The organism is Nakamurella sp. A5-74 (genome assembly GCF_040438885.1).
In the GTDB taxonomy this organism is placed as follows: Bacteria; Actinomycetota; Actinomycetes; order Mycobacteriales; family Nakamurellaceae; genus Nakamurella.
In genome coordinates, this window is record NZ_CP159218.1 from 2,034,058 (window position 1) to 2,046,941 (window position 12,884).

Annotated in this window: 8 protein-coding genes; 4 read left to right on the forward strand and 4 right to left on the reverse strand. The window is 69.3% G+C overall.

Going from position 1 to position 12,884, the window contains the following annotated elements; all coding sequences use genetic code 11:
- Positions 1 to 274: 274 nt before the first annotated feature.
- The 3 genes from ABLG96_RS09365 (at position 275) to smc (ending at position 5,746) form a co-directional block, all read left to right on the forward strand.
- The gene (locus ABLG96_RS09365; RefSeq protein ID WP_353651065.1) at positions 275 to 1,687 is read left to right on the forward strand and encodes a phosphatase PAP2 family protein; all 1,413 of its coding nucleotides are present in this window, start codon (positions 275 to 277) and stop codon (positions 1,685 to 1,687) included.
- Positions 1,684 to 2,001 carry an acylphosphatase gene (locus ABLG96_RS09370; RefSeq protein ID WP_353651066.1) on the forward strand — a complete coding sequence of 106 codons (318 nt, stop codon included), beginning with the start codon at positions 1,684 to 1,686 and terminating at the stop codon, positions 1,999 to 2,001. Before ABLG96_RS09365 ends, ABLG96_RS09370 begins: the two co-directional genes overlap by 4 nt.
- Before the next feature lie 124 nt (positions 2,002 to 2,125).
- A complete protein-coding gene (gene smc, locus ABLG96_RS09375) occupies positions 2,126 to 5,746 on the forward strand; it encodes a chromosome segregation protein SMC (RefSeq protein WP_353651067.1) in 3,621 nt (1,206 codons plus the stop codon).
- A gap of 42 nt (positions 5,747 to 5,788) precedes the next feature.
- On the opposite strand, the gene ABLG96_RS09380 is transcribed toward smc, so the two are convergent.
- Positions 5,789 to 7,000: an IS30 family transposase gene (locus ABLG96_RS09380; RefSeq protein ID WP_353651068.1), complete on the reverse strand. Its 1,212-nt coding sequence runs from the start codon at positions 6,998 to 7,000 to the stop codon at positions 5,789 to 5,791.
- Positions 7,001 to 7,182: 182 nt separating this feature from the next.
- Here ABLG96_RS09380 and ABLG96_RS09385 point away from each other — a divergent pair, with 182 nt between their 5' ends.
- Positions 7,183 to 8,589, forward strand: coding sequence for a serpin family protein (locus ABLG96_RS09385; RefSeq protein WP_353651069.1), 1,407 nt, complete (start codon positions 7,183 to 7,185; stop codon positions 8,587 to 8,589).
- 111 nt (positions 8,590 to 8,700) lie between these two features.
- On the opposite strand, the gene ABLG96_RS09390 is transcribed toward ABLG96_RS09385, so the two are convergent.
- From ABLG96_RS09390 to glnA, 3 genes are all read right to left on the reverse strand, one after another.
- On the reverse strand, positions 8,701 to 10,602 hold the full coding sequence (locus tag ABLG96_RS09390; RefSeq protein ID WP_353651070.1) for an ABC transporter ATP-binding protein: 1,902 nt from the start codon (positions 10,600 to 10,602) through the stop codon (positions 8,701 to 8,703).
- Between the two features lie 240 nt (positions 10,603 to 10,842).
- The gene (locus tag ABLG96_RS09395; protein ID WP_353651071.1) at positions 10,843 to 11,133 is read right to left on the reverse strand and encodes a YciI family protein; all 291 of its coding nucleotides are present in this window, start codon (positions 11,131 to 11,133) and stop codon (positions 10,843 to 10,845) included.
- Positions 11,134 to 11,316: 183 nt separating this feature from the next.
- Entirely contained in the window at positions 11,317 to 12,741 is a 1,425-nt protein-coding gene (gene glnA / locus ABLG96_RS09400) for a type I glutamate--ammonia ligase (RefSeq protein ID WP_353651072.1), read from the reverse strand.
- Positions 12,742 to 12,884 lie beyond the last annotated feature (143 nt).

Sequence of the window (12,884 nt, forward strand, 5' to 3'; positions counted from 1 at the left end):
GGAACTCCTGATGGGAAGGGAGAGTCCGGGGAGATGCAAGGAGCCCCGGAGAATCTCCGGGGCTCGGGTGGTGACGGTGAGGTCAGCTCGGACGGGCGAGGCCGGAGTGGTCCGGCGTCGTCGTGGGTGCGAACGCGTTCCTCATCCGCCCAGCCTGATCCGGCGTCCGGGTCGGTGTCAACCGGGATGGACGAGCCAGTCGCAGCTCGGCCCGGTTCCCAGCTGGCCCCGGTCCCAGCTCGGCAAGGTCGCGGCACGACATACAGTCCTGTCCATGCGCACCACTGACGAGCTGCCCGACCCGATGATCACCCCCCCGCAGACAGCGGTGCCGGAACCGGTGGACCGCGCGCTCCGCATATTGACCACCTCGGCCAACCACGGGCTGTTGTGGTTCGGGGTCGGCGCGGTCGGGGCGATGCTGGGCAAGCGTCCGCGGCGCGCGGCGCTCAGGGGGGTCGCCTCCCTCGGGATGGCCAGCTTCGTCGCGAACAGTGTCATCAAGCCGCTGGTGGGTCGCCGGCGACCCGATCCGCAGCGCACGAAGACCGCCCGTCGCATCGGCAAGATCCCCTGGACCAGCTCCTTCCCCAGTGGTCACTCGGCCTCTGCAGCCGCCTTCGCCACCGGCGCTGCCCTCGAACTTCCGTTGAGTGCAACGGTTCTCGGCCCGCTCGCTGCAGCCGTCGCCTACTCCCGGGTGCACGTCGGCGTGCACTACAAGTCCGACGTCGTCGTCGGGGCGGCGTCCGGCGTGGCGGTGGCGCTGCTGGTGCAGAAGCTGTGGCCGGCCAAGCCGTTCGCTCCGGCCGAGATGGACAAGGTGGACGCTCCGGCGCTGGCCGAGGGCGCCGGGCTGTTCGTCGTGCTCAACGAGCTCTCCGGCTCCTCCGACGGCGCCGAGGAGGCGATCAGGAAGGTCCTGCCCCAGGTCGAGATCGTGCAATGGGATCCGGAGAACGAGGATCTGGCCGATCTCGTGCCCGGCTCTGCGTCGGCGGTCGGGGTGGCCGGCGGTGACGGCACCGTCGCCTCGGTGGCTGCGCTGGCGATCGAGCGGAACCTGCCCCTGGCCGTCTTCCCGGCCGGCACCCTCAACCACTTCGCCGGCGCGCTCGGCCTGGCCACCCACCAGGACACCGCCACCGCGGTGCTCGCTGGAGCGGGCGGATCGGTGTCCGCCGCCGCACTGAACGGCAACGTGTTCCTCAACACCGCGGGTATCGGTGGATACCCCGAGCTGGTCCGGTTGCGGGACAAGCTCAGCCACCGGATGGGCAAGTGGCCGGCCGCCGCGTACTCGCTGGGCAAGGTCGTGCGTGGCCACGCGCCGCTGCACCTGGTGATCAACGGCAAGCCCGTTCCGGTGTGGGCGGTGTTCGTCGGCAACGGTGTCTACACCCCACGTGGTCTGGCGCCCGCCTGGCGCGACCGGCTCAGCGACGACGTGCTGGACGTGCAGTACCTGCGCGCGGACAAGAAGTTCTCCCGCACCATCGCGGTGGTCGCCTCGCTGATCGGCCTGGTCGGGCAGACCAAGGTGTTCGGTGCCGTCGACGGGCGCTCGGTCACCATCACCTCGCAGGAGGGTCCGGTGCTGGCGGCGCACGACGGGGAGGTCACCAGCCCGCACGAGAAGATCGAGCTGGAGATCCTGCCGCAGCGGCTGGTCGTCTACCGCGGATGACGGACGGGGCCCGCACCGATCCGCTGAGCGGCGACGCGGAGACGCTCGTGCGGATGACGGTCTTCGTGCGCGGTCGGGTGCAGGGCGTCGGGTTCCGGTGGTGGACGCGTAGCCGCGCGTTGGAGCTGGGTCTGGTCGGCAGCGCCACCAACCGCGCCGACGGCGGCGTCGAGGTGGTCGCGGAAGGACCTCGGGCCGACTGTGCGCAGCTGCTCGTGCTGCTTCGCGGGCCCGACGCGCCCGGCCTGGTCGAGTCCGCGATCGAGCAGTTCGCGGCGCCGCGCGGTGTCGGGCCGGAGTTCGTCGAACGTTGATCCGCGTCGGTCCGGGTTAGCCTGTTGATCACTGCTGCCGCCGGGATCTCTCCCGCGGCGGAGGTGCGTCGTCCCCGACCGCCAGGTCGACCAGTCCGAGCAGCGAGGAAGAGGTGTGCGCCGGGTGTATTTGAAGTCGCTCACCCTCAAGGGCTTCAAGTCGTTCGCCTCGGCGACCACGCTGCAGTTCGAACCAGGCATCACCGCCGTCGTCGGACCGAACGGCTCGGGCAAGTCCAACGTGGTCGATGCGATCGCCTGGGTGCTCGGCGAGCAGGGCGCGAAGGCGTTGCGCGGCGGCAAGATGGATGACGTCATCTTCGCCGGCACCGCCGACCGGCCACCGCTGGGGCGGGCCGAGGTGACGTTGACGATCAACAACGCCGACGGTGCGCTGCCCATCGATTACGCCGAGGTGTCGATCACCCGACGGATGTTCCGAGACGGTGCCAGCGAGTACGAGATCAACGGCAGCTCCTGCCGGCTGCTCGACATCCAGGAACTGCTCAGCGACTCGGGTATCGGTCGTGAGATGCACGTCATCGTGGGGCAGGGCCAGCTCGATGCGGTGCTGTCGGCACGTCCGGAGGACCGTCGTGCGTTCATCGAGGAAGCAGCCGGCGTCCTCAAGCACCGCAAGCGCAAGGAGAAAGCGCTCCGCAAGCTCGACGCGATGCAGGCCAACCTGACCCGGCTCGGCGACCTGACCGGCGAGCTGCGGAGGCAGCTCAAACCGTTGGGCCGACAGGCAGAGGTGGCTCGGCGCGCCGCCGGGGTGCAGTCGGACCTCCGCGACGCGCGGCTCCGGCTGCTGGCCGACGACCACCGGGTGCTGGCGGCGAAGATCGCCCAGGAGACCGCTGACGAGCAGGCCGCACAGGATCACCGGGCGCGCATCCAGCAGCAGCTCGCGGCAGCACAGCAGGAGGTCGAGCTCGCGCAGAAGGCCTTGGCCGAGGCCACTCCGCAGCTGCAGCAGGCACAGGATCTGTGGTTCTCGCTGTCGGCGCTCAGCGAGAGGTTCCGCGGTTTGGTGTCGCTCGCCGAGGAACGGTCCCGCAATCTGGCAACTCCCACCGAGGCGCCGCGCGCCGGACGCGACCCCGAGGAGTTGGACCGGCAGGCCGAGCGGGCAGAGGCCGAACAGATCGAACGGGAGCGGGCGGTCGTCGCCGGGCGCGCGGTGCTCGCCGAGGCCGTCACCGAGCGCACCGAGGCCGAAGAGGCGCTCAAGGCGGCGGAGGCCGCGCTGGTGGCGGCCTCCCGCGCGATCGCCGATCGCCGTGAAGGGCTGGCCCGACTGTCCGGCCAGGTCAACGCGGCCCGCTCACGGCTGACCTCCGCGGACGAGGAGGTCGCGCGGCTGGGCGTCGCGGTGGCCGAGGCGCGTGAGCGGTCGGACCGGGCCGGGCGTGCGTTCGAGACCCTGCAGGACTCGATCGGCGAACTCGATTCGTCGGAGGAGGGGCTCGACGAGCACAACCTGGCCGCAGAGCAGGCCGCCGACGCGGCAGCCGCGCGGGTCACCGAGCTGGCCGATCAACTGCGGGAGGCGCGCACTGCACAGGCCGGGCTGCGGGCGAGGGTCGATGCGCTCGCCCTCGGTCTCGATCGACGGGACGGGGCCGGCACGCTGCTGGCTGCTGGTCTGCAAGGAGTGCTGGGTTCGGTGGCGACGCTGCTCGACGTCAGCCCCGGCCACGAGGCAGCGGTGGCCGCAGCTCTCGGCCGGATCGCCGACGCGGTGGCGGTGGCCGACCTGACCGCTGCGGCGACCGCTCTGACGCATCTGCGCACCGAGGACGGCGGCCGTTCCGGTCTGCTGATCGGGGGCGCACCGAACCCCGAGGTCACCGGTGATGAGCTACCTGCCGGCGCGGTCTGGGCCGTCGACGTGGTGCGAGCGCCTGAGGCGTTGCGCTCCGCGACTGCTGTTGCGCTGCACCGGGTTGCGATCGTTCCCGACCTCGACGCCGCGCTCGCGCTGGTGGAGCTGCGGCCACTGGTGCGCGCCGTCACAGCAGCCGGCGACCTGATCGGCAGCGACTGGGCCTTCGGCGGCAGCGCCGGCAAGCAGTCGGTGATCGAGATCCAGGCTGCCGTCGACGAAGCGGAGTCCGAACTCGCCGCCGTGACGTCGAGGATCACCGGGCTGGAAGCGGCGCTGGTCGGCGCCAGGGCCGAGGCGGAGTCCTCGGCCGGCGTCGCCGACCGGGCGATGGCCGCGCTGCACGAATCCGACGCCAAGCTCGCCGCCGTCACCGAGCAGCTCGGTCGACTCGGGGAAACGGCCCGATCCGCTGCCGCCGAGGCCGAGCGGTTGACACGGCAGCGGACTGCCGTCGAGACCGCCCGCGAACAACATCGCACCGAGGTGGCGGAACTGGAGGAGCGGCTCACCCACGCCTCGGACTCCTCGACCGACGTCACCGAGGAGCTCGACCCGGCCGAGCGGGACCGGGCGACCGACGCCGCCGCTGCCGCCCGTCAGGTGGAGATGGAGGCGCGGCTGGCGCTGCGCACCGACGAGGAACGCGCCCGGGCGTCCGCCGGCTCGGCTGAAGGTCTTCGCCGGGCAGCTCGTCAGGAGCGGGAGACGGTGGCCCGTGCCGAAGCTGCGATCCGCCGCCGCGCCGCTGGTGCCGCGGTCGCCGCCGGCGTGCTGGAACTGGCCGTCAGGACCGCTGCCCGTCTCGAGACGTCGCTCGCCGCGGCCGCCGCCGAGCGAGAATCGGCCCAGCAGCACCGCGCCGCCGCCGAGGAGCGCTCCCGCACCACCCGCACCGTCGCCGCCGATCTGCAGACCCAGTGGAGCGCCTTGACCGACGCGGTCCACCGGGACGAGGTGCAGCGCGCCCAGCAGACGCTGCGGTTGGAGCAGCTGGCCGACCGCATCGCCGGCGAGTTCGCGATGAACCCGGACGACCTGGTCGCCGAGTTCGGTCCGGACGTCGAGGTACCGCCGACCGCGCTCGAGATGACCGAGTACGAGGCTGCCAAGGAGCGGGGCGAGGACGTCGTCCGGCCGCAGCCCGCGCCGTTCGACCGCGCCACCCAGGAGCGACGTGCCCGGCGCGCCGAGCGCGACCTCGCCACCCTCGGCAAGGTCAACCCGCTGGCGCTGGAGGAGTTCGCGGCGCTCGAGGAGCGCCACGCGTTCCTGTCGACCCAGCTGGAGGACCTGAAGGCCACCCGCAAGGACCTGCTGACGGTGGTCAAGGAGGTCGACGACCGGATTCTCGAGGTGTTCACCAGCGCCTTCCACGACGTCGCCCGCGAGTTCGTCACCGTCTTCGCGACCCTGTTCCCGGGCGGGGAGGGTGAGCTGGTGCTGACCACCCCGGACGACATGCTGGCCACCGGCATCGAGGTGCACGCCCGTCCTCCCGGCAAGAAGGTCAAGCGGCTCTCGTTGCTGTCCGGCGGCGAGCGTTCGCTGACCGCGGTGGCGCTGCTGGTGGCCATCTTCCGCGCCAGACCGAGCCCGTTCTACATCATGGACGAGGTCGAGGCGGCGCTGGACGAGACCAACCTGACCCGGCTCGTCGCGCTGCTGGCCGAACTCCGCGACTCCTCGCAGTTGATCATCATCACCCACCAGAAATTCACCATGGAGGCGGCCGACGCGCTCTACGGCGTCTCGATGCGCGGCGACGGCATCACCCAGGTGATCAGCCAGCGGATCCGTGCCGCCGAGGACCGGCCGCCTGCGGGCGCTGCCGTCAAGCCGGTTCCCACCGGCTGAGCAGCCACCTCGACCTGAAACCGGTTGCCCGGCATGGCGGATTCAACCGGTCGTCGCAACGTCCAGTAGTTCGAGCAGTTTCTCAGACGGGGTGGCGTATCCAAGGACTTTGCGTGGGCGGATGTTGAGCAGTCGCTCTGCCTCGGCGACCTGCGCGTCGGTGACGTCGTTGAAGTCGGTGCCTTTGGGGAAGAAGTCCCGGATCAGGCCGTTGCTGTTCTCGTTGGTCGGTCGCTGCCACGGCGAGTGGGGATCACAGAAGTACACCGGGCAACCCGTCGCGACCGTGAACTTCGCGTGCTCGCGCATCTCGATGCCTTGATCCCAGGTCAGGGAACGCCAGATCGATGTCGGGAGCCGGCCGATCATCGCGGTGAGCCGATCGGTGACGGTCGCGCTGTCATGGACGGTGATCCGCTCGATCAGCAAATACCGGGTGGTGCGTTCCACCAGGGTGATCAGCGCCGAGCTCAGGCCGTCCTTGCCGCCGATGACCAGATCGCCTTCCCAGTGTCCGGGTACCGCTCGGTCGGCGGCCTCGGCGGGTCGGGCCGTGATCTTCGCATCACCGATCCAGGTCCGCTTGCCCCGCGCCGGCAGCTTCGAGCGGGGCAACCTGGTGGTGCGGCCCTGCCGTAACGCCTTCTCCACCGTCAACTCATGCCGCAGCGCACCGGCCCCCTGCACGTACAGCGCCTGGTAGATCGTCTCGTGGCTCACGTGCACATCGTGGTCTTCGGGGAAGTCCATCCGCAGCCGACAACTGATCTGCTGCGGGGAAAACTTGCGATCCAGCCCCTCCCGCACCACGTCTCGAAGCCACGTCCCGGGCCGCAACTTCGCCGGTTTGGGACGTCGGCGGGCCTTGTCGGCGTGCACCTGCGCCGCCGCAGCCAAATACCGGCCATCAACGGTGCGGGCATCGATCTCTCGTTTCACCGTGGAGCGATGGACCCTCAACTCCGCGGCGATCCGCGCCTGTGAACACCCGTCCCGCCATCGCACTGCGATCAACATGCGGCCCTGGTACGTCAACCGGCCGTTGCAGTCCAGGAACCCCTCATCCCGATCTGTGACCAGACACGACACCAGCCCGCCGACCCGACCTCGCACGAAAGTCATACCCGCGACCTTCGCCCACAACTGCACCGAAGTGCGAGCCACACCGACCCGGCGCGCCGCCTCCATGCACGACACACCCTCGGCCAACAACGCCAACGCCCGCACCCGAACCGCTTCCTCGATCGCCTTCACAAGCCACCCTCAGCAGCCGTGTTGCGACGACCCCCTGAACCCACCCATCGGTTCGGCGTTATTACGCCGAATCGTGCAATCCAGCACGCATTCGTGCCGAATCGATGGGTGGCTGCGGGGCGCTGGCGTACCCCCCGGGCTCTCCGGTGCAACCGGATTCCGCGCCGACCCGTCCTGCCGGTATGACGACCCGCGACATCGCCGCCGCCCTGACCCGCCGCCGGTTCCTGCTCATCGCCACCGCTGCCGCTACGGGCACCCTTGCCACCGCGTGCGGTACCTCGGGTCCGGCATCCGATCCGGGTACGTCGCCGACCAGTACCCCGACCGAACCCACAGCCGCTGTCGGACCATTGCCGTCTCCCGCGTCTTCGACGCCGTCCCCAGGCCCGGTTGGTGCCCCACAACCGTTGCGCGGCAGCGGATCGCGCCGGGCTCCCGGTACGCCGGGTGCCGCCAGGAAGGCGCTCGCAGACTTCGGCGCCGATTTCCTGCGCGAAGCTCGCCGCCTGGACCCGACCGCAGTGAACACCGCGATCAGCCCGTACTCGCTGTTCACAGTCCTGGCGATGGCTCGGGCCGGGGCGAAGGGCGCGACGGCCAGGCAGATCGACGCAGCGCTGCACAGCGCGGGCGTCGAGGCCCAGGGTGCGGTGATCAGTGCAGTGGACGCAGGCGTGGCGGCTGCGATCGCCGCCGCCGAGAAGTCGGCCCAGGAGGGCGACGACCCGATCGTCATCAACACGGCCAACCAGACCTGGGTGCAGAATGGCTATCCGGTGCACCAGGAGTACCTGGACGCACTGGCTGTCCAGTTCGGCGTCGAGGCGGTGGCCGCCGACTTCGCCGGGGATCCGGAAGGCATGCGGACGGCGCTGAACGCGTGGGTGGCGCAGCGGACGAACGACCTGATCCCCGAGCTGTTCCCGCCGGGCTCGATCGATCCCTCGACAGTCGTCGTGCTGGTGAACGCCCTGTACCTGAAAGCCGCGTGGCCGCAGCCACTCTCGCGGGTCGGGAAGATCAGCTTCGTCACCGACGCGGGCGCCCGGATCCAACCGGAGATGATGCGCAGCGCCTCACCGGTCCGCGGGGCCTCGGGCGACGGCTGGACGGCGGCCACCATTCCCTACCGCGGCGGCGGCGCGGCGATGACGGTGCTGGTACCCGACGCGGGCCGTTTCGATGCAGTGCTCACCGCTCTGGACAGCACGCTCATGCGACAGGCCGCCGCGACCAGAACGTCCGTGCAGCTGACCATGCCGCTACTGGACTTGAAGACCATCGCGCCGGCGAAGGAGATTGCCATCTCGCTCGGGATCGAGGACATCTTCGGCAGCGCCGACCTCTCGGGGATCGCCGGCAGTCCCGGAGACCTGGTTGCCTCCGAGTTCCTGCACCAGGCGGTGGTGAAGGTCGACGAGAAGGGCACCGAGGCGGCCGCAGCCGCCGGAATGGCCATACTCGAGTCGTCAGCCCCGATGCCGCAGCTCGAACTCGTCGTCGACCGGCCGTTCCTGTTCTGGATCTCCGAGAGCACCACCGGCGCACCGTTGTTCCTCGGGGTGGTCACCGACCCATCAGCGTGAGATTCGTTGCAGGCAGCCGGTTGTCGCTGGCGATACGCGCTGTTGCTGGCTAGATGGACGTCCTTCTCGCCAGCGGATGCTCGTGTCACCAGCGACAAGGTTCGCGAGCTGTCAGCTGCCCGTCGGCGTGAGATCCGTTGCGGCGTCAGCGGTCTCGTCGTCGAACTGGGTGTGGTACAGCTCGGCGTAGCGTCCGCCGGCGGCCAGGAGTTCCGGGTGCGTTCCGCGCTCGACGATCCGGCCGTCCTCCAGCACCAGAATCTCGTCGGCGGCGCGCACGGTGGAGAGGCGGTGCGCGATCACCAGTGACGTCCGGCCGATCAGCGCCTCGGCCAGCGCGGCCTGGACCGCGGCCTCCGACGTCGAGTCGAGCGACGCCGTCGCCTCGTCGAGGATGACGACCCGCGGCTGGGCCAGCAGCAATCGGGCGATCGTCAGCCGCTGGCGCTCACCCCCGGAGAGTCGGTAGCCGCGTTCGCCGACCAGCGTGTCCAGGCCGTCGTCGAGCGACCGCACCAGCGGCTCCAACCTGGCTCGCCGCAACGCTTCCCAGAGGTCGTCATCGCTCGCGTCCGGAGCGGCCAGCCGCAGGTTCTCGCCGATCGTCTCGTGGAACAGGTGGCCGTCCTGGGTCACCATCCCGACTGCGGCCCTGATCGAATCGGCGGTGAGGTCGCGGATGTCGACACCGCCGAGGCTGACGGCACCGGAGTTGACGTCATACAGCCGGGCCGTCAGTTGGGCGATCGTCGACTTGCCCGCGCCGGAAGTGCCGACCAGCGCGATCATCCGGCCGGGCTCGGCCCGGAACGAGATGCCGTGCAGCACCTCGACACCGCCGCGCGAGTCCAGCACGGCGACCTCCTCGAGGGAGGCCAGCGAAACATCGGTGGCGGCGGGATAACCGAAGGCCACGTTGTCGAACTCCAGGATGAGCGGACCTGCCGGCACCGTCCGAGCATCCGGACGGTCGGTGATCAGGGGCCTCAGGTCGAGCACCTCGAAGACCCGTTCGAAGCTCACCAGAGCGCTCATCACGTCGACCCTGGCTCCGGCCAGTGCGGTGAGCGGGGCGTAGAGCCGGGTCAGCAACAGGGCCAGCGAGACCACCGCACCAGCATCCAGAGTGCCGCCGATCGCCAACGCGCCGCCGAGCCCGTAGACCAGCGCGAGCGCCAGCGCCGAGACCAGCGTGAGTGAGTTCAGGAACACCGCTTGCAGCATCGCGGTCCTGATGCCGATGTCGCGGACCCGCCCAGCCCGGCCGGCGAACTCCGCGGATTCCTCTGCGGGGCGGCCGAACAGCTTCACCAGGGTCGCCCCGGGTGCGGAGAAGCGTTCCGTCATCCGGGTCGTCATCACGGCGTTGTGGTCGGCCGCCTCGCGCGACAGGCGCGCCAACCTGACACCGGTACGGCGGGCCGGGATGACGAACACCGGCAGCAGCACCAGGCTGAGAAGGGTGATCTGCCAGGAGATCTGCAGCATCACGACCAGCGTCAGGGTCAACGTCACCAGGTTCGCGACGACCCCGGACAGGGTGCCGCTGAACGCTCGCTGGGCGCCGATGACGTCGTTGTTCAACCGGCTCACCAGAGCGCCCGTCCTGGTGCGCAGGAAGAACGCCACCGGCATCCGCTGCACGTGGTCGAAGACCGCGGTCCGCAGGTGGTAGATCAGCCCCTCACCGATCCGTGCCGACAGCCACCGGGTGAACAGACCCAGCGCCGACTCGGCCACCGCGATCACCGCGATCAGCACTGCCAACCACACCACCGTGCTGACCGGTCGGGAGTTGGTGATGGCGTTGACGACCTGACCGGCCAGTACCGGGGTCGCCACCGACACCGCCGCCGTGGCGACGCTCGCGATCAGGAACATCACCAGCCGTCGTCGGTGCGGAGCGGCGAAGGAGAAGATCCGGCGGAGCGTCTCCCGGGAGAACGGCCGCCGATCCGGAGCGTCACGCATCGCGGAGTACATCGCGCTCTGCGCGGCGGCATGCATGCTCATGGTGGCTCCTGTTCGAAAGTGACCTGCCGACGCTAGGCGCTCATCCGCGGTTGAGGTCAATCCATGGCATCCACCAGGGTCTGGTGAAGCGGTCCGTACCAGGGATCCGGCCGCGTGTCGTCACCGGATGGGGAAGGACCGGGGCGACGAGGAGCACAGTCTCCGGTGGTCGAGCGACGAGGAGTCGAGACCCCGGAAGAGCATCGACCAGGTCTCGGATCATCGGCGCCGTGGGAGCAATCAGTCGAGCACCGACGGCGACAGCACCGCCCACTCGCGAACGGTCCGCAGTGCGATGAGGTGCTGCAGCCAGAACGGGTCGTCGTCCAGAGCGCGCTCCAACTCCTGGGCAGTGTCCGCCCGACCGATGAGCAGGGCGCCCGCCGGTGCGTCGTCGGAGTACGGACCACGGAGCACGATCAACCCCCGCTCCTGCAGTCCGGCGAGGAACTCCCGGTGCGCGGGGCGGTACTCGTCGCGGGCGTCCGCGCTGTCGGGGGAGTAGTCGTAGAGCACTGCGAAAGTGGCCATCCGTCCATTGTCGCCCATCCGTGCACGAGCGGTGGCTGCGGGGGAGAGCTCCGCACGGCGTCTGCCACGATTGCGGCTCCGGACGCACAGCAGCCCCGGATCCGTTGACGAGCAACGGATCCGGGGCTGCGGTGACGACCGGGTGCGGCTGCTGTCCAGGTGTGACAGCAGCCGCGCCTCGAATCAGAGGTCGTAGTACAGCGCGAACTCGTAGGGGTGCGGACGCAGCCGGATCGGGTCGATCTCGTGTTCCCGCTTGATCTTGATCCAGGTCTCGATCAGGTCGGAGGTGAACACGCCACCCTCGAGCAGGTAGTCGTGGTCGACCTCGAGGCGGTCCATCACGGCCGGCAGCGAGGCCGGGACCTGCGGGATGTTGGCGGCCTCGTCCGGCGGCAGCTCGTAGAGGTCCTTGTCGACCGGTGCCGGCGGCTCGATACGGTTCTTCACGCCGTCCAGACCGGCCATCATCATCGCGGCGAATGCCAGGTACGGGTTCGCTGATGCATCGGGGCAGCGGAACTCGATCCGCTTGGCCTTGGGGTTGGAACCCGAGATCGGGATCCGGATGCAGGCCGAGCGATTGCGCGAGGAGTACACCAGGTTGACCGGCGCCTCGTAGCCAGGGACCAGACGGTGGTAGGAGTTCACCGTCGGGTTGGTGAAGGCCAACAGCGACGGCGCATGGTGCAGGATGCCGCCGATGTAGTGCCGCGCCATGTCCGACAGCCCGCCGTAGCCGGCCTCGTCGTGGAACAGCGGCTGGCCGTCCTTCCACAGCGACTGGTGGGCGTGCATACCGGAGCCGTTGTCACCGAACAGCGGCTTGGGCATGAACGTCGCCGACTTGCCCGCCTCGTAGGCGGTGTTCTTGATGATGTACTTGAACAGCATCAGGTCGTCCGCCGCGTGCAGCAGCGTGTTGAACTTGTAGTTGATCTCCTGCTGACCGCCGGTGCCCACCTCGTGGTGACCGCGCTCGACCTCGAAGCCGGCACCGAGCAGGTTCGCCGTCATGTCCTCGCGGAGATCGGCGTAGTGGTCGTACGGCGGCACCGGGAAGTACCCGCCCTTGGGCCGCACCTTGTAGCCGAGGTTGCCGCCCTCCTCGCTGCGGCCGGTGTTCCACCAGCCGGACACCGAGTCGACCGAGTAGCTGGTCTCGTTCATGGACGAGGTGAACTTGACGTCGTCGAAGACGTAGAACTCCGCCTCGGGTCCGAAGAAGCAGGTGTCGGCGATCCCGGTGGTGGCCAGGTACTGCTCGGCCTTGCGCGCGATGTTCCGGGGATCCCGCGAGTACGGCTGCAGGGTCAGCGGGTCGTGGACGAAGAAGTTCATCGTCATGGTCTTGCGGCGACGGAACGGGTCGATCCGGGCGGTGGCTGCATCCGGCAGGAGCAGCATGTCCGACTCGTTGATCGCCTGGAAGCCGCGGACCGAGGAGCCGTCGAAAGCCATCCCGGCCTCCAGCGATTCGACACTGACGGTCTTGGCTGGAACCGTCAGGTGCTGCATGACGCCGGGAAGATCGCAGAATCGGATGTCGAAGACCTCGACATCGTTCTCTGCGATGAACTTCACGACTTCTTCGTTCGTGGAGAACACGAGTGCATCGCTCCTATCGCGGAATGTTGGCTCGGGCACAGCGGGCGTACCGGTCGAGGGGGATCGCGGGCGCGACACCGACCCCACCGACGGTAGGAACGAGGTGTTGCCCATGGACGTCGTCAGTGTTTCAGCAGCGTTAC